Source organism: Enterobacter sp. RHBSTW-01064 (genome assembly GCF_014103035.1).
GTDB lineage: Bacteria > Pseudomonadota > Gammaproteobacteria > Enterobacterales > Enterobacteriaceae > Enterobacter > Enterobacter mori.
Window position 1 is genome coordinate 150592 of sequence record NZ_JABXOU010000005.1, and the last position, 24332, is coordinate 174923.

General features: G+C 56.4%; 22 protein-coding genes. 5 read left to right on the forward strand and 17 right to left on the reverse strand.

Annotated features, from left to right (window positions below; all coding sequences use genetic code 11):
• Positions 1–11: 11 nt before the first annotated feature.
• The 3 genes from HV355_RS16140 to HV355_RS16150 are packed head-to-tail and all read right to left on the reverse strand — an operon-like array spanning position 12 to position 2970.
• A complete protein-coding gene (locus HV355_RS16140) occupies positions 12–974 on the reverse strand; it encodes a YbhN family protein (RefSeq protein ID WP_182402633.1) in 963 nt (320 codons plus the stop codon).
• Positions 974–2212, reverse strand: a complete 1239-nt coding sequence (clsB, locus tag HV355_RS16145; RefSeq protein WP_182402635.1) for a cardiolipin synthase ClsB — start codon at positions 2210–2212, stop codon at positions 974–976. Before clsB ends, HV355_RS16140 begins: the two co-directional genes overlap by 1 nt.
• Positions 2209–2970, reverse strand: coding sequence for an endonuclease/exonuclease/phosphatase family protein (locus tag HV355_RS16150; protein WP_182402637.1), 762 nt, complete (start codon positions 2968–2970; stop codon positions 2209–2211). The genes clsB and HV355_RS16150 overlap by 4 nt, the downstream gene beginning before the upstream one ends.
• Positions 2971–3103: 133 nt before the next feature.
• Between HV355_RS16150 and HV355_RS16155 the strand changes: the two genes are divergently transcribed.
• Entirely contained in the window at positions 3104–3514 is a 411-nt protein-coding gene (locus HV355_RS16155) for a YbhQ family protein (RefSeq protein ID WP_126815587.1), read from the forward strand.
• Here the strand turns inward: HV355_RS16155 and HV355_RS16160 are convergent.
• The 5 genes from HV355_RS16160 to cecR are packed head-to-tail and all read right to left on the reverse strand — an operon-like array spanning position 3476 to position 9116.
• Positions 3476–4582 carry an ABC transporter permease gene (locus HV355_RS16160; protein WP_042715003.1) on the reverse strand — a complete coding sequence of 369 codons (1107 nt, stop codon included), beginning with the start codon at positions 4580–4582 and terminating at the stop codon, positions 3476–3478. The two genes, HV355_RS16155 and HV355_RS16160, sit on opposite strands and share 39 nt — an antisense overlap.
• A gap of 9 nt (positions 4583–4591) precedes the next feature.
• The gene (locus tag HV355_RS16165; protein WP_148399821.1) at positions 4592–5725 is read right to left on the reverse strand and encodes an ABC transporter permease; all 1134 of its coding nucleotides are present in this window, start codon (positions 5723–5725) and stop codon (positions 4592–4594) included.
• Entirely contained in the window at positions 5715–7454 is a 1740-nt protein-coding gene (locus HV355_RS16170) for an ATP-binding cassette domain-containing protein (RefSeq protein ID WP_182402639.1), read from the reverse strand. The genes HV355_RS16165 and HV355_RS16170 overlap by 11 nt, the downstream gene beginning before the upstream one ends.
• A complete protein-coding gene (gene hlyD / locus HV355_RS16175) occupies positions 7447–8442 on the reverse strand; it encodes a secretion protein HlyD (RefSeq protein WP_182402641.1) in 996 nt (331 codons plus the stop codon). The genes HV355_RS16170 and hlyD overlap by 8 nt, the downstream gene beginning before the upstream one ends.
• Positions 8439–9116 (reverse strand): transcriptional regulator CecR, encoded by a 678-nt coding sequence (cecR, locus tag HV355_RS16180; protein WP_182402643.1) that lies wholly within the window; start codon positions 9114–9116, stop codon positions 8439–8441. The genes hlyD and cecR overlap by 4 nt, the downstream gene beginning before the upstream one ends.
• A 207-nt stretch (positions 9117–9323) precedes the next feature.
• Here cecR and rhlE point away from each other — a divergent pair, with 207 nt between their 5' ends.
• Positions 9324–10709: an ATP-dependent RNA helicase RhlE gene (rhlE, locus tag HV355_RS16185; protein ID WP_089598958.1), complete on the forward strand. Its 1386-nt coding sequence runs from the start codon at positions 9324–9326 to the stop codon at positions 10707–10709.
• 97 nt (positions 10710–10806) lie between these two features.
• A complete protein-coding gene (gene dinG / locus HV355_RS16190; RefSeq protein ID WP_182402645.1) occupies positions 10807–12984 on the forward strand; it encodes an ATP-dependent DNA helicase DinG in 2178 nt (725 codons plus the stop codon).
• Here dinG and HV355_RS16195 read toward each other — a convergent pair.
• From HV355_RS16195 to HV355_RS16215, 5 genes are all read right to left on the reverse strand, one after another.
• Entirely contained in the window at positions 12971–13474 is a 504-nt protein-coding gene (locus HV355_RS16195) for a fimbrial protein (RefSeq protein WP_108415909.1), read from the reverse strand. The genes dinG and HV355_RS16195 overlap by 14 nt on opposite strands.
• Before the next feature lie 7 nt (positions 13475–13481).
• Positions 13482–14468: a fimbrial protein gene (locus HV355_RS16200; protein ID WP_182402647.1), complete on the reverse strand. Its 987-nt coding sequence runs from the start codon at positions 14466–14468 to the stop codon at positions 13482–13484.
• Positions 14469–14489: 21 nt separating this feature from the next.
• A complete protein-coding gene (locus HV355_RS16205; RefSeq protein WP_182402649.1) occupies positions 14490–17033 on the reverse strand; it encodes a fimbria/pilus outer membrane usher protein in 2544 nt (847 codons plus the stop codon).
• A 27-nt stretch (positions 17034–17060) separates the two neighbouring features.
• Positions 17061–17735: a molecular chaperone gene (locus HV355_RS16210; protein ID WP_182402651.1), complete on the reverse strand. Its 675-nt coding sequence runs from the start codon at positions 17733–17735 to the stop codon at positions 17061–17063.
• Positions 17736–17804: 69 nt separating this feature from the next.
• Positions 17805–18341, reverse strand: a complete 537-nt coding sequence (locus HV355_RS16215; protein ID WP_120158391.1) for a fimbrial protein — start codon at positions 18339–18341, stop codon at positions 17805–17807.
• Positions 18342–18597: 256 nt separating this feature from the next.
• On the opposite strand from HV355_RS16215, the gene ybiB reads away from it, so the two are divergent.
• The gene (gene ybiB, locus HV355_RS16220) at positions 18598–19560 is read left to right on the forward strand and encodes a DNA-binding protein YbiB (protein ID WP_182402653.1); all 963 of its coding nucleotides are present in this window, start codon (positions 18598–18600) and stop codon (positions 19558–19560) included.
• A 115-nt stretch (positions 19561–19675) separates the two neighbouring features.
• Here ybiB and ybiJ read toward each other — a convergent pair whose 3' ends face one another.
• From ybiJ to mcbA, 3 genes are all read right to left on the reverse strand, one after another.
• Positions 19676–19936, reverse strand: coding sequence for a DUF1471 family protein YbiJ (gene ybiJ / locus HV355_RS16225; protein ID WP_029485014.1), 261 nt, complete (start codon positions 19934–19936; stop codon positions 19676–19678).
• A 285-nt stretch (positions 19937–20221) separates the two neighbouring features.
• Positions 20222–20488 (reverse strand): DksA/TraR family C4-type zinc finger protein, encoded by a 267-nt coding sequence (locus tag HV355_RS16230; protein ID WP_010428900.1) that lies wholly within the window; start codon positions 20486–20488, stop codon positions 20222–20224.
• A 126-nt stretch (positions 20489–20614) separates the two neighbouring features.
• On the reverse strand, positions 20615–20878 hold the full coding sequence (gene mcbA / locus HV355_RS16235; RefSeq protein WP_042716255.1) for a DUF1471 family periplasmic protein McbA: 264 nt from the start codon (positions 20876–20878) through the stop codon (positions 20615–20617).
• A gap of 243 nt (positions 20879–21121) precedes the next feature.
• Between mcbA and rlmF the strand changes: the two genes are divergently transcribed.
• Positions 21122–22033 (forward strand): 23S rRNA (adenine(1618)-N(6))-methyltransferase RlmF, encoded by a 912-nt coding sequence (rlmF, locus tag HV355_RS16240; RefSeq protein WP_182402655.1) that lies wholly within the window; start codon positions 21122–21124, stop codon positions 22031–22033.
• 45 nt (positions 22034–22078) lie between these two features.
• On the opposite strand, the gene ybiO is transcribed toward rlmF, so the two are convergent.
• Positions 22079–24292 carry a mechanosensitive channel protein gene (ybiO, locus tag HV355_RS16245; protein ID WP_182402657.1) on the reverse strand — a complete coding sequence of 738 codons (2214 nt, stop codon included), beginning with the start codon at positions 24290–24292 and terminating at the stop codon, positions 22079–22081.
• Positions 24293–24332: the final 40 nt, after the last annotated feature.

A 24332-nucleotide genomic window follows, 5' to 3' on the forward strand; every position in this document is an offset into this window, starting at 1 on the left:
ACCCGACTTGTTCACTTCGCTAACATCCTCTCGTTCTTCGCCCGCAGCTTCTTCGCCCGACTCTCCAGAACCAGATAGCAGACCGTTGCCAGCGCCAGCGGCAGGAAGTAATAGATCATGCGGTACGCCAGCAGGGCGGCGATAATCGTTCCCTGAGAGACATGCTCCCCCGCAAGCAGCGCGATAAACACCGCCTCCAGCACGCCGATGCCCGCCGGGATATGCACAATCACGCCTGCAATACTGCTCACCAGCAGCACGCCCAGCACGAAGAAGTAATTTACGTCCTCGCCAATCAACAGCCAGATAATCGCCCCCATCGCCATCCAGTTGGCGCTGGAGACCACCATTTGCAGCACCGCGAACTTCCATGAGGGCAACACCAGCTTTTGCCCCTTGATGGTCATATGGCGGCGTTTAGCAAAGGCGCAGGCCCACAGATACACGGCGATGATCAGCAGCAGCACGATGCCCAGAATGCGCAGCGTGGCCTCGTCGATATACCAGTGCGCGGGCAACTGCACCACGCCGATGGTGAAGATCACCCCGCCGAGCAGAATATAGCCCAGCCAGTTCGTGGTGATGCTTAACGAGAAAATGCGCGTGATGGTCCCGCCCGGCAGGCCAAGGCGCGAGTAAAGGCGATAGCGCATGCCAATGCCGCCGACCCAGGTGCTCAGCGTCAGGTTAAAGGCGTAGCAGATAAACGACACCAGCATCACCTGACGCTTTGCCAGCTTGTGTCCGCAGTAGGCGCGGCCCAGTAGGTCATAGCAGCCGTATATCAGGTAGCTGACGATGACCAGCCCAATGGCGCTCAGGAGCACCATCCGGTTATAGTTGCGGATGACCTTCCACACCTCTTCCCAGTCGACTTTTTGCGCGTACACCACCAGCAGTACCGCGACGGCGATGAAGAACAGCCAGGTGAGGATTTTCTTTGCCAGCTTCCAGCGAGGATGCGATTTCGACATCAGGTTTTCCCTCCGTCTTCCGCTTCAATGCGGTCCTGAGTTTCCATTTCGGGTTGAACCGGCGGGTCCACCTGCGCAAGCTTTGGCGTATGCGCGGGCAGCCAGCCGACCATCGCCGGGAAATGACGCAGGAAGTGGAACACCACCACGCCAATGCCAAGGTTCCACCAGGTGCGTTTCGGTACCATGGACTCATCTACGCGCACGCAATCATTGACGATCAGTCCCTGAAGGTTATCCCGCAGGGTTTGATTAAACTGCCGATCGTGAATGATCAGATTCGCTTCCAGATTCAGCGACAGGCTCAGCGGATCGAGATTGCTGGAGCCGACGGTTGCCCAGTGATCGTCCATCAGCGCCACTTTGCCGTGCAGCGGTCGGCGGCGATATTCGTAGATCTGCACGCCGCCTTTCACCAGATAGTTATAGAGCAGGCGTGCGCCCACTTTGACAATCGGCATATCCGGCTCGCCCTGCACAATCAGTTTCACCCGCACGCCGCGTCGGGCCGCATTGCGCATGGCATGCAGAATACGGTAGCCGGGGAAGAAGTAAGCGTTGGCGATAATCACCTCGCGCTTCGCGTTCGCCAGCATCTTCAGGTAATGACGTTCAATGTCATCCCGGTGCTCGCCGTTGTCGCGCCAGACGAAAAGCGCCTGCGCTTCGCCGGGCTGTCGGTTTTCCTCCGGGCGATGGCGACGCCGCCACCAGTGGCGAACGGCCGCTTTACCCGGCAGGTTCTCCAGCTCAAACAATAAAATGTCCTGAACCACCGGGCCCTCAATGCGGATCGCGTAATCCTGCTTGGCTTCTGGGCCATAGTCGGACATATGTTCAGCGGAGTAGTTAATGCCGCCGACGAACGCCACCGTCTCATCCACCACCACAATTTTGCGGTGCATCCGACGAAAAAGGTTCGTGCGCATGCCAAATAAGCGGGGACCGGGATCGTAGTAGCGGAAGACCACGCCTGCGGCGGTCAGTTCGTTGACGAACTCATCGCTCAGGTCCGGTGAGCCATAGCCGTCGAGCAGCGCTTCAATTTTGACCCCGCGCCGGGCAGCACGCAGCAGCACGCTGTGCAGCTGCTTGCCAACCTCATCTTCGAACCAGATAAAGGTTTCGAGGATCACTTTCTGCTGTGCGTTATCAATCGCTTTAAACACGGCCGGATAATATTGATCGCCATTCTCCAGCAGCGTAATGCGGTTTCCTTCCTGCCATGTACATTTCATAAGTGGATCTCCGCGCTGAGCGGGGCATGGTCTGATAAATGTCGCCAGTTGAGTAACGCCAGCGCGGTAGGGCTGCTGGCATGGGCGTTTTTGACGTAGATTCGATCAAGGCGCAGCAGGGGGAAGCGCACCGGGAACGTGCGTGCGGGGCGTCCGTTGGCGCGGGTGAAAATCTCCTCCAGCCCGGCGTTCACCTTAAGCGGATGGTTGGCGCGCTGCCGCCAGTCGTTGAAATCACCGGCGATGACCACGGGCTCGCCTTCCGGAAGCGCATTGCTCCATTCGGCGAGCATCTGCAGCTGTGCCTGACGGTGGGCTTCACGCAGGCCAAGATGCACGCAGCCAACGTGAACAGGAAATTCCAGATCGGGTGGCGCGATACGACAGTAAAGCAGGCCGCGTTTTTCACTTTCGCCCACCGACACGTCGCGGTTTTCATAGTGCTCAATCGGAAAACGCGACAGCACCGCATTACCGTGGTGCCCTTCGGGGTAAACTGCGTTGCGTCCGTAGGCGTAATCGCTCCACATGGTATCGGCCAGAAACTCGTAGTGAGGGGTATCCGGCCAGTTTTCGACATGCATTGGATGCACTTCGTGCGCGCCCATCACTTCCTGCAGGCAAACAATGTCCGCGCTGACGGTGCGAACGGCGTCGCGCAGCTCCGGTAAAATGAAGCGGCGGTTAAATGCTGTGAAGCCCTTATGAATGTTTATCGTCAGCACCTTAAGCGAGAAATGCTGCGTTTTAATGGTCATAAACACCTTCCTGGGTGACTATCCCGATGAAAATAAAGTGTAGTCGGCGTCACAAAAAGATGCGGCGTTACGGAATTTTCCGTAAAGTGCGGTAGTCTGAACTAGCAGAGAAAAATCCTTCAGGAGAGAAGCCATGAAGTGGCAACAACGTGTTCGTGTCGCAACGGGTTTGAGTTGCTGGCAGATAATGTTGCATTTACTGGTCGTGGCCGTACTGGTGATGGGCTGGATGAGCGGCACGCTGGTGCATGTTGGTCTGGGGCTATGCGTGCTTTACGGCGTCACCGTGCTGTCGATGCTGTTTTTACAGCGTCACCACGAGGCGCGCTGGCGTGAAGTGGGTGATTTGCTCGAAGAGCTCACCACCACCTGGTATTTTGGTGCCGCGATGATTGTGCTTTGGCTGCTGTCGCGCGTGCTGCAAAACAACCTGCTGCTGGCCCTGGCGGGTCTGGCAATCCTCGCAGGGCCTGCGGTTGTCTCTTTACTCACCAAAGAGAAAAAGCTACGCAATGTTGCGTCTAAACATCGCGTACGCCACTGATCCCGTCGTGGCCGCGATAACCAGTAGCGGCCACAAACTTCCCCATACAATGTCCAGACTCGCATCCTTCAGATAGATTTGCTTGGTGATATCCGTAAAGTGTCGAATCGGGTTTACCCACGTCAGATCCTGTAGCCACACCGGCATATTCTCGACGGGCGAAACATAACCCGAGAGCAAAATTGCGGGCATCATAAAGACGAATACCCCGATAAACGCCTGCTGCTGCGTCGAGCAGAGCGCCGAGATCAGCAGTCCAAACCCCACCAGCGACAGCCCGTAAATCACCATCGTGAAGTAAAACAGCGCCAGCGAACCGGCGAACGGGATCTGGTAGGCCCAAATACCTACTCCCAGCACGATGGTGGCCTGGAATGTCGCGACAATCAGCGCCGGAACCGCTTTGCCGACGAAAATCTGCCAGGTGGCGAGCGGGGAGACCAGCAGCTGGTCCAGCGTGCCCTGTTCGCGCTCGCGGGCGACGGACAGGGAGGTGACGATCATCACCCCGATGGTCGTGATCATGGCGATCAGCGACGGTACCACGAACCACTTATAGTCCAGATTCGGGTTGTACCAGTTGCGCACTACCAGCTCGCTGTTGTTAGGCTTCGGTTTGCCCTCCATCAGCTCCTGCTGGTAATCCTTCACCACCTGCTGCAGATAGTTCGCTGCGATCTGGGCGCTGTTGGAGTTACGCCCGTCGAGGATCAACTGCATCGGCGCGGTCTGGAAGGTATCCAGATTGCGGGAGAAATCCGCCGGGAACCGCACCAGCAGCAGCGCTTTTTGCGTGTCGATGGTGGGCTGGATCGCCTGCGGGCTTTTCAGCAGCAGGATGTGAGTAAAGGCCTTCGCGCGGGCAAAGCGCTGCGTTAACTCGACGGAATGTTTGCCGTTGTCTTCGTTATAAATCGCGATGGTGGCGTTGGTCACCTCAAGGGTGGCGGCAAACGGGAACAGTAAAACCTGGATCAGCACCGGCAAAACCAGAATGGCGCGGGTTTGCGGCTCGCGCAGCAGGGATTGCAGCTCTTTGCGGATCAATGTCCATAAACGGTGAAACATGCGCGCTCCTTAATCTAACCGCCGTTTGGTTTTCATCCACGTCAACCCTATAAACATCACCGCCGACGCCATCAAAAACAGGGTGTTGATAATCAGCACCACTGGAATATTACCCGCCAGGAACAGGCTTTGCAGCGTGCTCACAAAGTAGCGAGCCGGAATAACATAGGTCACGGCGCGGATCACCGCAGGCATACTGTCTATCTGAAAGATAAACCCGGAGAGCATAATCGACGGCAGGAAAGCGGCGTTGAGGGCCACCTGCGCGGCGTTAAACTGGTTGCGGGTGATGGTGGAGATGAGCAGCCCCATGCCCAGCGTGCTGAGTAAAAACAGGCTGGTGATAAAGAACAGCACGACCAGCGAGCCGCGATACGGCACGCCGAGGATAAAGACTGCGACAAGCATACAGAGCAGCATCGCCAGCATGCCGAGGAAGTAGTAGGGGATGAGCTTGCACAGTAGCAGCTCGACGCGCGTGACTTCGGTAGAGAGCAGCGCCTCCATGGTGCCGCGCTCCCACTCGCGGGCGATCACCAGCGAGGTCAGTATCGCGCCGATTACCGTCATGATGATGGTCACCGCGCCCGGAATAATAAAGTGCTGGCTGATGGCGGCGGGGTTAAACCAGTAGCGCGTCTGCACGTCGATCAGCGGTTCAAACGTCTCGCCCCGGTCTTCGGCGCGCTGCATCTGCCAGAGCTGCCAGATCCCCTCCGCGTAGCCCTGCACGAAGTTCGCGGTGTTCGGCTCGCTGCCGTCGGTGATCACCTGGATCGGCGCATCGGTTTCAGCGCGTGCCATATTGGCGGCGAAATCCACCGGAATGACGATCAGACCGCGAATTTTCCCGGCCTGCATTTTCTGGATCAATTCCTGCCGGTTGTCGCTGATGGTGGCGTCAATGTAGGGCGAGCCGGTCATGGCATGAGTGAAGTCCAGCGCCTCCTCGCTCTGCTGCTCCAGCAAAATCCCGACCCGCAGCTTGCTGGAGTCCAGGTTAATGCCGTAGCCAAAGATAAACAGCAGCAGCAGGGGGATCACCACCGCAATCAGCCAACTGCTGGGGTCACGCACGATCTGCCGCGTCTCTTTAATGCATAGCGCGCGCACCCTGCGCCACGAAATCGCATTACTGTGCATGGGCATTCTCCTTATCCCAGTCGTGGATGAGGGTGATAAACGCCTGCTCCATGGTCGGGTCTGGCTGTGCGTCGTCGGCGGCCTGGTTTTTCAGGTCGTCCGGCGTGCCGTGGGCAATCAGCTTGCCGCGATAGACCAGCCCGATGCGGTCGCAGTACTCCGCCTCGTCCATGAAGTGGGTGGTCACCATCACGGTGACCCCTTTTTCCACCATGCTGTTGATGTGCAGCCAGAACTCGCGGCGGGTAATGGGATCCACCCCGGATGTCGGTTCATCCAGAAACAGAATATCCGGCTCGTGCATCAGCGAGCAGGCCAGCGCCAGCCGCTGCTTAAAGCCGAGCGGCAGCTCGTCGGTGGCGTGGGACGCAATGTTGGTTAACGCGAAGGCGTCGCTCATGCGGCGGATTTTTTCGTTCTGCGCCCGCCCGCGCAGGCCGTACACGCCGGAGAAAAAGCGCAGATTCTGCTCGACCGTCAGGTTGCCATACAGCGAAAACTTCTGCGCCATATACCCGAGATGCTGGCGCGCCTTGCCGGAGCTGACCTTCAGATCCATATCCAGCACCAGCGCCTTGCCGGATGTCGGCACCAGCAGGCCGCACATCATCTTAAAGGTTGTCGATTTTCCCGCGCCGTTTGGTCCAAGCAGGCCAAAAATCTCGCCGCGTTTAACCGCGAAATTGACGTTATCGGTGGCGGCGAAATCCCCGAACTTTTTGGTGAGGGATTTGGCTTCAATGACCGTTTCGCCCGGCGTGCCTTCCACCGTATGCAGAATGGCGGCAAGCGGCGACTCTGATGTACCCGCGCCGCCCAGCAGGTCGATAAACGCGTCCTCAAAGCGCGGCGCGGTCTCTTCTATCTCGATCTCAGGCATGCCTTGCGCCTGGCGAATATCGTCGGCGGTGGCCTCTTTTTTGAGAATAATGCGCACCGAGCGGCCCTGGATCATCCCGTCGCTCACCTGCGGCAGCCTGAGAACCCGCTGCAGCAGCTTACGGTTGGACTCCTGCGGGCTATGCAGCAGGAAGCTGCGCCCGGCCATGCTCTGCGTCAGCGTCGTCGGCTCGCCCTGATAAAGCAGTTCACCTTCGTTCATCAGCAGCACGTCCCGGCACTGTTCCGCTTCGTCGAGGTAGGAGGTGCTCCAGAGGATCAGCATCCCGTCGCCCGCCAGTTCGTGCACCATCTGCCACAATTCACGGCGAGAAATCGGGTCAACGCCCACGCCGGGCTCATCCAGCAGCAGCACCTTTGGCTCGCCGACCAGCGTACAGGCCAGCCCCAGCTTCTGCTTCATCCCGCCGGAGAGCTTGCCGGCCAACCGGTCGGTGAACGGGCCGAGGGAGGTAAACTCCAGCAGGCGGGCGAAGGTTTTCTGCCGCGTTTCGCCGGTGACGCTGCGCAGATCGGCGTACAGGTTCAGGTTTTCCATCACCGTCAGGTCTTCATACAGGCCAAACTTCTGCGGCATATAGCCGAGCATGGCGTGGAGCGCACCGTCGTCTTTTATCGGGTCAAGACCGAGCACGCTGGCCGTACCTTCATCCGACTTGAGCAACCCCGCCAGCATCCGCATCAGCGTAGTTTTCCCCGCGCCGTCCGGACCGACCAGCCCGGTCACGTAGCCTTTCTGGATGGTGCAGTTCAGCGGCGCGACGGCCGGTTTGTCCATTCCCTTAAAGCGTTTGACCAGATTGTTGAGCTGGATAACCGCGTCATTCATGTCGTTCCCCGTCGCTGACTGTTACGGTTACGGGCATACCCTGACGCAGCGCGTCGTCCGCATCGGTGACGATGATGCGCAGGCGATACACCAGGTCGGTTCGCAGGTCCGGTGTTTCAACCGTTTTCGGGGTGAATTCGGCGGTAGGGGAGACAAAGCCCACTTTGCCGTGATACGGCTTGTCCGGGCGACCATCGGTATAGAGCAGCAATTCGCGGCCCGGCTGCATCTGCCCGAGGTTCGGCTCGTCAATGTAGGCGCGCACCCACACCGGGTGGGTCAGGGAGAGCGTTAAGACGGTGCTGCCCGCGCTGAGCATGCTGCCTGGCTCCACGGCGCGGGTCATCAGCGTGCCATCGGACGGGGCGATTAACGTGGTGTCGCGCAGGTCCAGCTCCGCCTGGGCCAGCTGCGCCTGTGCCTGTTCAAGGCTGGCTTTCGCCTGGGCAATATCCTGCGCGCGGTTACCGGTGCGGTACTGGCTTAATTTATCCTGTGCGGATTTCAGCGTCGCCTGCGCCTGGTCACGGGACGAGCGCGCATTTTCCAGATCGTTAGCGGAAATGGTGCGGCTTTTCCACAGCCCCTGCTGGCGCGCGTAGAAGTTCTGCGCGTAGTCATAGGCGGCTTTCGCCTGCTTAACGGCGGCGGCGGCCTGGGCGATCTCTTCATCGCGATAGCCTGCCAGCATCAGGTCATACTGCGCCTGAGCCACGGATACGCCCGCTTTGGCCTGCATCAGCGCGTTCTCGTAGGGCGCTTTATCCAGCATCCCCAGCGTCTGCCCGCTTTTGATGGCATCGCCTTCGTCAACGCTCAGCGAGGCGAGACGTCCGCCGACGCGGAAGCTCATGTTCACCGTGCGAATATCCACGTTACCGTACAGCGTCAGGCCTTTATCCTGCTGGCTCTGATACCACAGCCAGCCACCTATTCCAGCAGCAAGCAACACAACAACCACCAGAACGATGGCGACAGGTTTTTTCATGACTTCAGGCTCCTTTGCGTTAAGCCTTGCAGGATCAGATCGACGTGACAGGCGATCACCTTGCTAATCTGCTCGGCTTTATCCTCATCAAATTGTGTCCAGCCCGTGCGTAACAGGATGGTCTCCCGCCCCAGACGGAAGGCGAGTACTTCGCCCAACAGGGCATGGGTATGCAAAATCATTTCGGTGTCGCGTGCATCGCGTCCGGTATAGGCCGCGATAAGCCGGGTCAGGTGCGAGTGCATCGGCGCGATCACCCGATCGTGTACCCGCTGGTAGGCAGCCGTAGGGGAGAGCTGCTCGCGGGAAATAAACTTGCTCAGGTTCAGCGTATCGTCGTGCGTCAGCAGGCGGATCATATTATGGCAGGCGTTGAGAATAAGCTGGCGAACGGCGGCGCGATCGGGCGACGGCTGGCCGAGCAGCGCGGTGGCTTCCTCAACGTGCGGGTGAAACTGCGTGCCGATAAAATCGGCGATCCACTCGGCGCAGGCGAGGTATAAATCCTCTTTTGAGCCAAAATAGTAGGTAATCGCCGCAATGTTCTGCCCGGCCAGCGCGGCAATATCGCGCGTGGTCGCATGCAGCCCGTACTCGCCAAACTGCGCCAGCGCGGCGGCGATAAGCTGATTTTTGGCCTGTTCACCTTTGGTCGTTGTGGGTGTCGTATTCATGGCGGCATTAATAATTAATCAATCGATTGATTAAGATTATGTCTGATTCACTCTCCCGTCGAGGGAATGTTGAGGGATATTTTATGCGCCACGTCACAAAAGCTGCTACACTCCGCCCCTTCGCGACATTGTGGTTTTTGTCCTCCCCTATTCGTTATATCTCCCTGAAAACTACACCTGTGATGGTCGGGGCGGTTCGGAGTTTTTATGTCTTTTGATTCCCTTGGCCTGAACCCGGAAATTCTGCGCGCGATCGCAGAACAGGGCTACGTTGAGCCAACCCCAATCCAGCAGCAGGCGATCCCCGCCGTGCTTCAGGGTCGTGACCTGATGGCCAGCGCCCAGACCGGCACCGGCAAAACCGCGGGCTTTACCCTGCCGCTGCTGGAACTGCTGGTAAAAAACCAGCCGCACGCCAAAAGCCGTCGTCCGGTTCGTGCCCTGATCCTGACGCCTACTCGTGAGCTGGCCGCGCAGATTGGTGAGAACGTGCGTGACTACAGCCGCTATCTCAACATTCGCTCGCTGGTGGTTTTCGGTGGCGTCAGCATCAACCCACAGATGATGAAGCTGCGCGGCGGTGTGGACGTGCTGGTGGCAACGCCGGGCCGTCTGCTGGATCTGGAACACCAGAACGCGGTTAAGCTGGATCAGGTTGAAATTCTGGTACTGGACGAAGCCGACCGCATGCTCGACATGGGCTTCATCCACGATATTCGTCGCGTGCTGGCTAAGCTGCCTGCGCGCCGTCAGAACCTGCTCTTCTCCGCGACCTTCTCCGACGAGATCAAGGCGCTGGCGGAAAAGCTGCTGCATAACCCGCTGGAAGTGGAAGTGGCGCGTCGCAACACCGCCTCTGAACAGGTGACGCAGCACGTTCACTTTGTTGATAAAAAGCGCAAGCGGGAACTGCTCTCCCAGATGATCGGTCAGGGCAACTGGCAGCAGGTGCTGGTCTTTACCCGCACCAAACATGGTGCCAACCACCTGGCGGAACAGCTGAATAAAGACGGTATCCGCAGCGCGGCGATCCACGGTAACAAGAGCCAGGGCGCGCGTACCCGTGCGCTGGCGGACTTCAAATCCGGCGACATCCGCGTGCTGGTGGCGACAGACATTGCCGCCCGTGGCCTGGATATCGAAGAGCTGCCGCACGTGGTGAACTACGAGCTGCCAAATGTGCCGGAAGACTACGTTCACCGTATCGGTCGTACCGGCCGAGCGGCGGCAACCGGTGAAGCGCTTTCTCTGGTCTGCGTGGATGAACACAAGCTGCTGCGCGACATCGAACGTCTGCTGAAGAAAGAGATCCCGCGCATTGAAACCCCGGGCTACGAAGTGGACCCGTCGATCAAAGCCGAGCCGATTCAGAACGGTCGTCAGGGCGGCGGTGGACGTGGTCAGGGTGGTGGCGGTCGCGGTCAGCAGCCGCGTCGTGCGGAAGGTGGCGCACCGAAATCATCCGGCAAACCGCCGCGTCGTAACAACGACAGCAAACCGGCGGGTGAAAACCCGTGGCGCAGCGGCGAAGGGAAACCGGCAGGGGAAGGGCAGCGTCGACGCCGCCCGCGTAAACCTGCTAACCCGCAGTAATCTGGAAGCCCGGTCGTAAAGCCGGGCTTTTCTTTTTGCGGCAGCGAAGAGAAAGTGCCACAATAGTGGCTGTTTATACAGTATTTCAGGTTTTCCAATGGCTTTAACCGCTGCGCTCAAGGCGCAAATTGGCGCATGGTATAAGGCGCTACAACAGCAGATCCCCGACTTTATCCCCCGAGCGCCGCAGCGGCAGATGATTGCTGACGTGGCCAAAACGCTCGCCGGGGATGACGGGCGACATCTGGCGATTGAAGCCCCGACCGGCGTCGGGAAAACCTTGTCGTACCTTATTCCCGGCATCGCGATCGCGCGGGAAGAGGACAAAACGCTGGTGGTCAGCACCGCCAACGTGGCGCTGCAGGATCAGATCTTCAGCAAAGATTTACCGCTACTGCGCAAAATCATCCCCGACCTGCGGTTTACGGCGGCCTTTGGGCGCGGGCGTTACGTGTGCCCGCGTAACCTGGCGGGGCTGGCCAGCAGCGAGGCGACGCAGCAGGATCTGCTGGCCTTCCTCGACGACGATCTCACGCCGAACAACAAAGCCGAGCAGGAACTCTGCGCCACGCTCAAGATCGATCTTGACGGCTATAAGTGGGATGGCCTGCGCGATCATACTGATAAGGCCATCAGCGACGATTTATGGCGCAGGCTCAGCACCGACAAAGCGAGCTGCCTGAACCGCAACTGCCACTACTATCGCGAGTGCCCGTTCTTCGTCGCCCGGCGTGAAATTCAGGAGGCGGAAGTGGTGGTGGCTAACCACGCGCTGGTGATGGCCGCGCTGGAGAGCGAAGCGGTGCTGCCGGAACCCAAAAACCTGCTGCTGGTGCTTGATGAAGGCCACCATCTGCCGGACGTGGCGCGGGACGCGCTGGAGATGAGCGCCGAAATTACCGCGCCGTGGTTCCGCCTGCAGCTGGATCTGTTCTGCAAGCTGATTGCCACCTGCATGGAGCAGTTCCGCCCGAAAACCACGCCGCCGCTGGCGGTGCCGGAGCGGCTGAGCGACCACTGCGAAGAGGTCTACAGCCTGATTGCCTCGCTCAACAACATTTTGAATCTTTATCTTCCGCAAACGCAGGAAGCCGAACACCGCTTTGCGATGGGTGAGTTACCTGAAGAGGTGATGGAGATTTGCCAGCAGCTGGCGAAGCATCTGGAAAAACTGCGCGGGCTGGCGGAGATGTTCCTGAACGATCTTAGCGAGAAAACCGGCACCCACGACGTGGTGCGTCTGCACCGCATTCTGCTGCAGATGAACCGCGCGCTGGGGATGTTTGAAGCGCAGAGCAAGCTCTGGCGGCTGGCCTCGATGGCGCAGGCGTCCGGCGCGCCGGTCACCAAATGGGCCACCCGCGAAGAGCGGGACGGGCAGGTGCACCTCTTTTTCCACTGCGTGGGCATCCGCGTGGCCGATCAGCTGGAAAAGCTGATCTGGCGCAGCGTGCCGCACGTGGTTGTCACCTCCGCCACGCTGCGCTCCCTGAACAGTTTTTCTCGTTTGCAGGAGATGAGCGGGCTGAAAGAGAAAGCGGGCGACCGTTTCGTAGCGCTGGACTCGCCGTTTAACCACTGCGAACAGGGCAAGCTGGTTATTCCGCGCATGAAATTCGAGCCGCTTATCGACAGCGAAGAGCAGCACATTGCGGAGATGGCGGCCTACTTCCGCGAGCAGGTCGAGAGTAAAAAGTACCCCGGCATGCTGGTGCTGTTTGCCAGCGGGCGCGCGATGCAGCGCTTCCTGGAGCACGTCACCGACCTGCGTTTACTCCTGCTCGTGCAGGGCGATCAGCCTCGCTACCGGCTGGTCGAAACCCACCGCAAGCGCATCGATAACGGTGAACGTAGCGTGCTGGTGGGGTTACAGTCGTTTGCTGAAGGTCTGGATTTGAAAGGGGACTACCTGACGCAGGTACACATCCATAAAATCGCTTTCCCGCCTATCGACAGCCCGGTGGTGATCACCGAAGGGGAGTGGCTGAAAAGCCTCAACCGCTATCCGTTTGAGGTACAGAGTTTACCTGCGGCATCGTTCAACCTTATTCAACAGGTCGGGCGTCTGATTCGTAGCCACGGCTGCTGGGGAGAGGTGGTGATTTATGACAAGCGTTTACTCACTAAAAACTACGGTCAGCGGCTGCTGAACGCGCTGCCCGTATTCCCGATTGAACAACCGGATGTGCCGGAAGTAAAAAAACGCCCGGCAAAATCCTCTGCCGGGCGTACAAAAAGCATCCGTGCTAAGAGGCGCGGTCCTACTGGTAAATAAACGTGACCTGAACGACGCTGCTGAATGTGCCGGCGGTAACGGGCAGGGCGGTAGCGTAATAGCGGGCAGAAAGCGGGAAATCAGCGGTATGATCGTCCTGATTCACCAGAACGCTGAAGCTTGCCTGCGGGGCGATGAGCATCTTATCCGGGCGATCGGCCAGCTCCAGCGCCAGCCCACTGGCCGTGCCGGTGTTAGCGAATTTATTCGGGTGCGCGCCGTCGGCCTGGCCGATAAATGTCGCCGTCGCAAGCGTGGTGGTTGACGGGCATTTTGAGAGCGTCAAATCAAACGCTTTCCACTCGCCGGTATCCCCCACGTCCTTAAAATTACCCGCGACAGCCTGACCCAGATTGACCGTCAGGTTCTGGCTGGCGCTATCGACCGTACAGGTATTGGCGTAAATATTGCCGGTCATTTCTATCTGAATATCCTCCGCATAAGCGTTGGCCAACAGGCCGAGGGTCAGGAAAATCAAATATCTCTTCATTGTGAGCCTACTTATACGCAACGGTAATGGTCGCGACGGTATTGGCCGGTCCGGGGGTGACGGTATCGCTTATCTGCTCGTAGCGTACCTTGAAGGGAATGTTTAGCGTTTCGTTGGCGTTTGCGGGGCTTGAGGTGGTGAAGTATTCATCAAAAGCCGGAACCCTGTTATCGGAGACGATAGATACCCCCACCCCTGTTGCCACGCCGCTTTCCGGGGTCAGCTTAATAACCCCTTCGTAGCCGGGGACATAGCCGTTCGCGCTGCTGATCTTCAGCTCCGGCTGTACCGTCGTATTACAGTTCAGGCTGACGTTAAAGTCCTTTTCGTCGGTGAGCAGGCCGGTTGAGAAAAACTGGCTCACGGGAAAATCGCCCAGCACTACGGTCAGGCTTTTTGGCGAGACGGAGCAGGTCACCTGCTGGACATTGATATTCCCTGCGTAGGAGACAGAGTTTGGATCACCGATGCCATCGTGGTGATAAACACCAATCCCAAAACGGGTCTGGCTTTGGTTCAGCGTGCCTGACGTCACCGTATCGCTGGTTTTGACCAGCTCAAGCGTAACGTCAAAGTTAAAAGAGAGATTGCCGTCACTGGAGACATAACCGACAGGCGTTCCCGTTGAGATGCAGTTTACGCCTCCGGCTCCGCTGATGCGTTGGCCCTGATCGTTCATCAATGCAACACCGACACCTGGTACGCCAGAATCGTAGACGCCTTTCAGGCCCGGGATTTCTGCGCCAGTGCCGTAATAGCAAGAGACAATTTCCTGTCCGCTTTCTACCGCCTGATCGCAATGACCGGCGACATGGGTGATCTGTTCGGTGCCGGGAATGGTCTCGCCAACCGCCAGCGTCGTTGGGACGGAGATGGATGCCACATTGATCATTTTGGGCAGATCCGGCGTGGTGCATGTCGCTTTTGCATGCGGCATAAATAACGCGGCGGTTCCCAGAACCAGTAACAAGAAGCACTGTTTAATCATTTGCATAATATTTGCCTGAAGGATGCATCAATGACACTGCGCCGCAGCGTTGATGATGCTGGATTTGTCTTTCTCATCCGTTAGCGCATAGTCCGCGACGCAATGCTCGCTCACATCCTCTCCCCAGGAGACGGCGAGATGCCCTTGCTGTGGCAGACCTGAGAGGTACGTCTGTCCGTCGTTACCGACAATAAACTCGCTGTCCTTATCCTCCGTGGTTACCGTTGCGCCGAAGGGCAGCGGTTTACCGTTGTGGGTGAGCGTCATCAGCACGCGACTGCCCACGCGGGTGTTAAAGCTGGCGCGCACCACGGCGCCGCGCGTTGGGGTCACCACCTGTGCCGCGTGCGTCACGTCGGCGTTGTCCGGCAGCGTTTCGGTATCCAGCGCGATGGTGTTATGGCGATACGCGGTAACAAACGGCACGACGGTATAGCCGCGGAAGTCGGTCTCCACGCCCGTCTGGTTAGCGATATGCGTTCCGTGCGTGCCGGGTGCTTTCACCAGTGCGATGGTTTCACCCAGCGGCTGGCTCAGGGTGATGCCATTGGCATGGGCAATGACGCCGCCCTGCAAACCAACGTTAACGGTCTGCTGATACTTATCCTGACTGACGCCTGCGCTCACCTCGCCGTAGGTCGCTTTGTAATCGGCATTCATGCTGGTTGAGTTCCCGCTGCCGGTGCTGCTCAAACCTTCCTGAATATTCCAGTTCAGGTTGTCTTCCTTCAGCGCCGTGCCGTTCAGGCCGATATTCTGCGTCGTACCGTCTTTGGTATTGTTGAGGTTGTAGGTGGCCCAGGTGTTATGCATCCAGTGGTCCAGCGGAACGGAAACGTTCAGCGAGAACTGGTTGTCGTTCGTCACCTCTTCACCGTTTTCATCGCTGTCGTGGGTGTTTTTGTTCATGCTGTAGCTCAGGCTGTAGCTCACGCCGTGCCAGCTGTTGTTGTAGCTGACGCCCATAGAGGTCATGTCCTGGCTCTGACTCCAGTAGGTTTCTTTCACCAGGCTCAGGGTGACGGATCCCCAGCCTTCGGGCAGCGTCTGGTCGATGGTGGCTTCGGTACGGGCGCGGCGCTGCTGGGGGGCGGACCAGTCGTCAGAGCGGGTATATGACTCCATGGTGTCTTCGAGCGTGTAGAACCCTTTGCTGTTGTAGCGATAGCCCGCGAGCGAGAAGTTGGTGCCCGAACCGGCAAAATCTTTGCTGTAGCGCACGCGCCAGGACTGGCCTTTGCTGGACTGCTGCTTCTTCAGCAGGGCTTTCGCGCGGGTCACGTCAATGGAGAATGCGCCTAAATCGCCCATGTTTTTCCCGGTACCGAGCGCCTGGGACTGATAGTGGCTGCTCTGCTGTACGCCGCCGTAAGCGGTGAAACCATAGGGCAGGCCGTAAATCGCGCTCCCCTGAGCAAACGGCGTCTTCTCGACGTCTTTGTCGTAAGAACGGTACCGCCCGGCGGTGACGCTGTAGCGCAGGTTTTTTTCACGCTGCAGTACCGGCACGGAGGCATACGGCACCACGAAATGGCTTTCGCTGCCGTCGGTCTCTTTCACGGTGACCTGCAGGTCGCCGCTGCTGCCGGTAGGGTAGAGATCGTTAATTTCAAACGCGCCGGGCGCGACCGTGTTCTGGTAAATGACATAGCCGTTCTGGCGGACCATCACCAGCGCGTTGCTGTGGGCAGTGCCACGTATAATCGGAGCAAAGCCTTTTTCGCTGTCCGGCAGCATGTCGCTGTCGGAGTTAAGCTGCACGCCGGTATAAGGCACGCTGTCAAAAACATCGGAAGGCGAAGAGCTTTGCCCGACGGTGAGGTCGCTCTTCATCGCCACGATATCGCGCTGGGCATAGGTATAAACGGAGGAGAATTTTTGCTGCTCTTCCTTGCCCGTCGTGCTGCGGTTCCATGTGGAATAGTTACGCACGCGCCAGGCACCGATGTTAAAGCCAGGGCGCAGGTTGACGTACTGGCTGCTGTTATCCTGTTCACCCTGCTGGCGTGCGTGGCTCTGGCTGGCGGTGGCGCTGTAATTGAGCAGTCCTGCGGTGATCCCTTCGTCGAACTCTTTCGGGTCGATATAGCCGCGTGGAACCTGGCCCAGGGCCAGCTGTGGAATACTGAGCAGCAGCTGCTGATTGCGAACGTGAAACGTAGCGGATGCCGCAGGGATGGCGTTTAAATCGGCGCACTGGCCTTTTGCCATCAGCTGCGGGTATTTTTGGGTTTTAATGCCGAGGCTTTTTAAATCCTCAAGCGAGAAACAGGGTTGGAGTGAATTATCCCCGTGGGCGTTTTTTTCTAATGTAAAGGTGACATTGCGGGTATCAATTTTATTGTTATTAATAAAAATAGCGACCTGATATTTACCCGGTGCTTGCCCTGGCCCTTTTTCATATACAGAGAGATCAGTCTTACCCTGTTGCGGATTATCAATATCCAGCAGCGCCGGGTTGAAATAATCATCAGCCATAACCTGCTGCGCAAAGATCGCCAGTGCCAGGCCACAGAGAATGACCAGCAGTGATGAAATTCGGCAGGTGAAAGGCTTTTTATGGCTGTACATGATTATTATAATTGTCTGCGTGAGGTATTAGTGGACTGATTTCGACCAGGTCTGGCTGATGCTGCCGTAATCCGTAATAATGGAATACGCGACGGTTGAACCACTCACATTGCCGGGTAATGCAAAGTGCGTTTCAGTTTCAGGAACGGCCCAGGTGGCTTTATCCACTTTATGGCCGTTCAGCGTCACCTTCTGGAAATTCATATAAAAAGGCGTTGGGTTATTGACGACCAGATCGTTGCCTTCACGATGCCATTCAAGCTTATCCGCGACCTCTTCAGGTTTGCCTTTAACCGATGACGGGCGATACAGCAATTTAATGCGCGTATTAATCGCAATTTGTAGCGTGTTTATTCCTTCTACGTGTTTTGAGGAAGGGATGGCTTTGATATTCAGCCAGTACAAGGATTCACGATCTTCCGGCAAATTACCGCCGGTGCGCAGCACGCGCAGCACGTTATCTTCTTTTGCATCAAGGCGGAACAGCGGTGGGGTAATCAGGAACGGGGCTTTGGCCAGGTTTTTACCGCCGGAATCAACCCAGGACTGCACCAGATAATCCGTCGCATCTGGATTTGAAAGACCAAGAGAGGATTCCTTCTTATCTCCCTGGTAAACCAGTCGTGTGCCATTAATAATGACACCTGCATGTGCAGTGGCGGCTACCAGTAAAAGTGTGCTCAGTAAATAACCATGGCGCATAAAGATTTCTCAATAAATAGATGAGATATTAATGCTCGCAAAAGCATTAATATCTCAGGATTGATAAGATCAGTTATAAATAACGGTGAAGGTTGATACGGAGTTAGCCGGGCCTGCGGTGATCGCGGATCCCGTTTGAATATAACGTGCACCAAACTCCAGGTTGTTAACCGCCGTGCCGGAAGTTAATGGATACTGCTGAGACGGGGTATACAAGCTGACCGGTTGTTCTGAAGAATCAACCAGCTGAATAGCGACACCCGTTGCCGCATCGACATCAGGAGTTAACGCCAGCGCAGCATTGTTATTTGAATCCGGGGTCCCGCCGAAGTTAATCGCTGCGGAGGTGACCGTTTCCGGGCAATTAGTTAACTGAATATCAAACTTGGTTAATGTGCTGGTGGAGCCAGTTCCGGAAAATACCGTTTTAGAGACTTTACCTAACTGAACGTTTAACGGGTTGCTTAACCCATTAACAACCTGACAAGCCGAATCGATAATTTCACCGGTGAAGTTAATTTGCCCTTCACCGTTTGTTGCCGCAAATGCGGATGCAGAACATCCCACCGCGGCGGCGATCAATAAACCTAAAGCAACCTTGTTCATAATAAATCCTGGTATGTTTCTGGCGCGAACGTTGCCTGGACGTTTTCACCGTTGACCTTTAATGACTTTCCGCTGGTTATTTAATCAAAAAAAATATGAATAAGATTCTTCTATAGAAATCACAAATAATTGAAAAAGTGCTTGAGTTTATTTTTTGTCATAAAAACAGCAGGTTGATTCCGTAGATAAAAGACTAACGGCAAGGCGTTCTTCAGGGCTATATTGTTAATAAGATGATGCTGTCAGGAGAGAAGTCGTGGATTATCGCAAAATTATCAAAGAGGTAGGGCGAGGGAAAAATCACGCCCGTGACCTGGACCAGGAAACGGCCCATGCGCTGTACACCCATATGCTGAACGGCGACGTGCCAGAACTTGAGCTGGGCGGCATCCTGATCGCGCTGCGTATTAAAGGTGAAGGTGAAGCCGAGATGCGCGGTTTTTATGACGCGATGCAGGCGAAAACGATGCGCTTAACGCCGCCCGTTACGAAGCCGATGCCGATTGTTATTCCCAGCTATAACGGGGCACGTAAGCAGGCGAACCTGACGCCGCTGCTGGCCATTTTGCTTAACAAGCTTGGGTTTCCGGTTGTCGTACACGGCGTCAGCGACGATCCAACGCGCGTGCTGACGGAAACGATCTTTGCGCTGCTGGGTATCGAACCGACCCTGCATGCGGGTCAGGCGCAGGCGAAGCTGGACGGGCATCAGCCAGTCTATATTCCGGTACGCGCGCTCTGCCCGCCGCTGGAAAAACAGCTTGAAATGCGCTGGCGTATGGGGGTGCGTAACAGTGCCCACACGCTGGCGAAACTGGCCACGCCGTTTAGTGAAGACGCGGCTCTGCGTCTTTCCAGCGTATCGCACCCGGAGTACGTGACGCGTGTTGGCAAGTTCTTTGAGGAGATTGGCGGACGGGCGTTATTGATGCATGGAACGGAAGGGGAGGTGTATGCCAACCCACTGCGCTGCCCGCAAATCATGTTGATTGATTCTGCTGGCTCGCGTGCAGTGCTTGAACGAGGGGAAGAGAACAGGGATGTGGCCCTGCCACAGGCAAAAGATCCGCACACCACCGCGCACTGGATCGTTGAGTGTCTGGCGGGCAATGTCCCTGTTCCGCACGCCATCAGGTTGCAAATGGCCTGCTGTTTACTCGCTACGGGCGAGGTAGAAACCGTCGAAGCCGGGCTGCAGCGCGTGGCGCAGTCGTTTTAAGCAAAAAAAAAAGCCCGTCCAGTGGCGGACGGGCAAACAAAGGGTAACAACAGGGTCAATGAGGGTGGAGCATCTCACCAGAGGGTACGGTGAGGGTGGAGCATAATTCGTTCGATTATTTGTAGATAACCGCAGTGCCGCTCAGTTTGTTATTGCCGTTAGCGGAGGTGATGGTGTATCCGCTTGCGCCTGCAGCAGCAGCTTTCTCAGCCAGTTTGGCTTCAAGACCGTCCAGCGTGGTTGCGCCTTCAGCACTTACCACACCCACTTTGTTCATGTTCTGTGCCTGAGTAGAAGACACTGGCTCTACAGCGAAAGCGCCGAAAGACAGAGCAGACAGGGCAACAGCAGCTACAGCATATTTGATGGTTTTCATAATTAATCTCTCGCAGGTTATTCTGATAAAGGGACGATGTTCCGTCGATGTGATAAGTATCACGGTTTTTCTTAAGAGATAAAATCGAAGAGAATTGACGTGGTCAATCAAAAAAATTGAATGACAAATAAGTTATTGAATATTAATAAATTCAGAGCGGCGCTTTACAGTTCTTATCGATGCGCTTTACAGAGAGAAGATGAAGGGCACATTTTGCTACGCGACATACGAAAATTCGTGAGCGTAAACGTATTCGCTTGCTCCGTTGACTTAGGTAAAGGAAAGTCAACGTAACTGGCTATCTTTCGATCCTCTGCGATTATATCCCGAATGTGAAGTGTTTTTTGAATCTTTCTCCTGCTGGCAGGTGATGCATAACCTTACTCCAGGGATGGCTTTTTGCCGCGCCTCGGGAATGGGGTCGCCGCACTCCTCACATTCCTGCAGGCTTTCACCGCGCGGTAATTCACCGCGAGCGCGGGCTACAGCATCTTCAATCGTACTGTTGATCTGTTCGTTTACGGCGTCGTCATTTGCCCAACCGGAAGCCATGGCGTTCTCCTGTTTGGTTTTATAAAACTCATAACATTAATGTGGGGTTAAAAATCGTACGGTCAAGACAGGAATAAAGAAACTGCATCTGTTGGGGCAGATGCAGTCGGGAGGAAGGTCGAACGGTTATTTGTAGATGGTTGCTGTGCCATACATGTGGTTATCGCCGCCAGCGGAATTCACCACGAAACCTTTGGCACCTTCCTGACGTGCTTTTTCAGCCAGCTTATCCTGGAGATCGTCAAGGTTACTCGCGCGACTGACGGAGACGGTACCGGCAGCACGCAGCTGGCTGGTGTCTGTGTTTTCATTCAGTGACTGAACGGACCAGGCAGAGAAAGATGCGGCTGCCAGCGCACCCGCGACAACAAGGGTCATATATCTTTTCATAATCACATCCTCAGGGGGAAACAACAGGTGATTCCCTTTAAGTTTAGAAGCCCGACGAGTGTGATTTAGCGCAAAAATTTGATGATGATCTGCTTATTTTTTGAACGATGTAAATTGACAATTTGCTGACAGATCATAGACATAAAGGTGACTGATTTCCGGTGTTTTTTTGCGTTGGGCAGACAGTTATTTACCGTTGGGTCCGCAAAGGGTATCTTACGCCGCTGTTGAAAGGAGAATGCCATGACTGCCCAAAAGCCGGGATTGCACCCGCGTAACCGCCATAACAGCCGCTATGACATGAAAGCGCTGTGCCTGAGCTGCCCTCAGTTGCAGGACTTTATTGTACAGACGCCAGCGGGTGAACCCTCGGTCAACTTTGCCGATCCTCAGGCGGTCAAAACGCTGAACAAAGCGCTGCTGGCCCATTTTTATGGCGTGACGCACTGGGATATTCCCGAAGGCTTTCTTTGCCCACCCGTGCCTGGCCGCGCAGATTACGTCCATCACCTCGCCGATCTTCTTGCGGAAGGGAATGATGGCGTCGTTCCCCAGCAGGCGACAATCCTGGATATTGGCACCGGGGCAAACCTGATTTACCCGCTCATTGGCGCGCATGAATATCAATGGCGTTTTACCGGCAGTGAAATTGGCACTGAGGCATTCGCCAGTGCGCAGGCGATTATTAACGCGAATCCAGGTTTAACCCGGGCGATCCGTTTACGTCGTCAGAAAGATGACAAATCCATCTTCAACGGCATTATTCATAAGAACGAACAGTACGATGCCACGATGTGTAATCCGCCGTTCCATGATTCTGCTGCCACAGCACGAGCAGGCAGCGAGCGTAAGCGCCGTAATCTGGGGCAGGCGGAAGATGCCGCACTGAACTTTGGCGGCCAGCAGCAGGAGCTCTGGTGTGAAGGGGGCGAAGTCGCGTTTATCCTGCGCATGATTGCAGAAAGTAAACAGTTCGGCCGTCAGGTGAAGTGGTTTACCTCGCTGGTGTCGCGCGGCGATAACCTGCCGCCGCTCTACCGCGCCTTGACCGAAGCCGGTGCGGTGAAAGTGGTGAAGAAAGAGATGTCGCAAGGCCAGAAACAGAGCCGCTTTATTGCCTGGACGTTTATGGACAATCACAAACGTCGCAAATAGTACCCCGTCGTAGGCCGGGTAAGGCGAAGCCGCCACCCGGCTCGGTTACAGCGTCGGCTCCTGCGGTGGCAGCGGCGATGCGGGCGGCGGCAATACCTGATACGTCTGCACCGGCATCCGCACATCCGCCAGATCAAAGTGCTTTTTCACCATACTGTCGAGCGCAAAACGCACCGTCCACTGCTTCAGCGGCTGGGTGGTGAACGAGACGCGCAGGGTGAATGCGGTATTCGTCAGCCCGACAATCCCGGCAAACGACGGCTCACCGATCACCAGCCCGCGAATATCGTCCATCTGCATCAACTCTTCTACCGCATCCCGCAGCGCCTGCTTCGCTTTGTCCGCATCCTCGTGGCGATCCACATCGTAGTTCGCCACAACGGAACCAATCCCGCGCACAAAGTTGGCGAAGGTGGTAATCGATGACCACGGAATAATGTGATACGCCCCGGTGTCCTGACGCACGCCGACGGAGCGGATGGACATTCGCTCAACGGTGCCGGTCAGCGGCCCGATGGTCACCAGGTCGCCCGTGTTCATCCCGTTCTCAAACTGAATAAAGATACCGGTAATAATATCCTTCACCAGCGTTTGTGAGCCGAAGGAGATCGCCAGCCCCAGCGCCCCGGCACCCGCCAGCAGCGGGGCGATATTCACGCCGATCTCCGAGAGCACAATCATGATGGTGATGGTGCTGATGATTACCGCCAGCGCGTTGCGGAACAACGTTAACAGCGTTCTTGCCCGCGCGCTGGGCAGGGGCCTGCCGTGAATATCGGACACCAGACGGTTTTCGATAAGGCTCGCCAGCAGCGTCCAGCCGACGGCGGAGAAGAACAGGATCAACGCGATACGGATCAGAATATCGACCGTTTTTTCACCCGCGCCGTTGTGCAGCCAGTTCCAGAAATCAAACAGTCCCCAGGCGTTCAGCAGCAGCATAATCGCCACGCAGACGGTCAAAATCCGCGCCACCTTAAGTGATACCGACATCCAGCCGTTCACGCGCTTTTGCAGTTCAGGGTAGTTCCGCTGTACCTGCGGTGAAAGGGTGATGGTTTTCGAGATCCAGCGGGACAGCAGGCCAGACACAAAAGCCGCAACGCCGATAATCGCCAGGCTTTTGAACGTCGCCCCCATCATAAATTTCAGGCTATTTCCCGGGTCAAACAGCGAGAAGAAGCAGAGCACAATAAAGTAGGCGCTCGCCAGCCAGTGCCACACCAGCGCGAAGGCGCGGATAAACAGGCTGAAGAAGGAGAGGGAACGGTCGGCCAAATGCAGCAGGCTTTCGGTGATCGCCTTTTTATTGTGAAAGATAAGATACAGCGACCAGACGGTAATACAGAGCATAATCAGCACGTTCGCCAGTGCGCCAAACTGCACGTTGACCTGGTTGGAGATGATTGGCACGGCCACCAGCAGGCCGTAGCCAATCAGGCCGCTGAGCACGCTTAACCGCACGGCCCAGTATTTCGCGCTCTCATCCTTAATATTAAAAGGGCGAAGTTCAGGCACGCGCGGGCAAAAGATGACGCGCAGCACCGCTTTAAAAAATTCGATGAGCGCAAATGCATTGAGGAAGAGCGCCTGCTGGAAGGCAATGGTTTTGTTGCCCGTATTGAGGCGATCGGCCAGGATCTGACCGACAAACAGCGTCAGTGCCAGCAGCAGTAAATCGATGATAAAGGCTCCGGCAACCATCGCCGGGAGGTGCAGCCAGCTGCTTTTATGCTGGTTTTTTTTCCGCCCCCAGATACCCATCTTGCGGTACAGCGGCCAGGCACACAGGCGTACCAGCCAGTAAAAAATAAACACACCGGCGGCCAGCATTAAAAACTGCGTGACGGCAGTGGAAAAGGTCTGTGGATTAAAGGCCTTATGCGGAGAGCCAATCAGATTTCGGTAAAGCTGGGCAAAACGAGAGGAGAGGGCATCCCCATAGTGGCGGCTGACGTCGGTGACGTTTTCCAGCACTGTTTTTTGCTCCTCCACCTGGGGCGGAGTGATGGCCGGAACGGACTCCTGGGATGGCGTGGCGGCGACTTTACGAAGCTCACCGATTAACTCTTGCCGGGCGGCGTCGTTTTCCAGCACATCGGCAAGGGCGCCGTAGGCGGCTTTTTTCTTTTCGACATCGGGCTCCGGTGGCGGCGTACTCTCCTTCGTCGCGGTGGTTCCGGTGGTGACGCCGGGGATCGCGACGGCGAACGATGGCGCACTAAACAGGCTAATCAACAGCAACAGGATCCACGGCACGGCGCCCTCCGGTGAAAATGTCGAACAAAATGATAAGTAT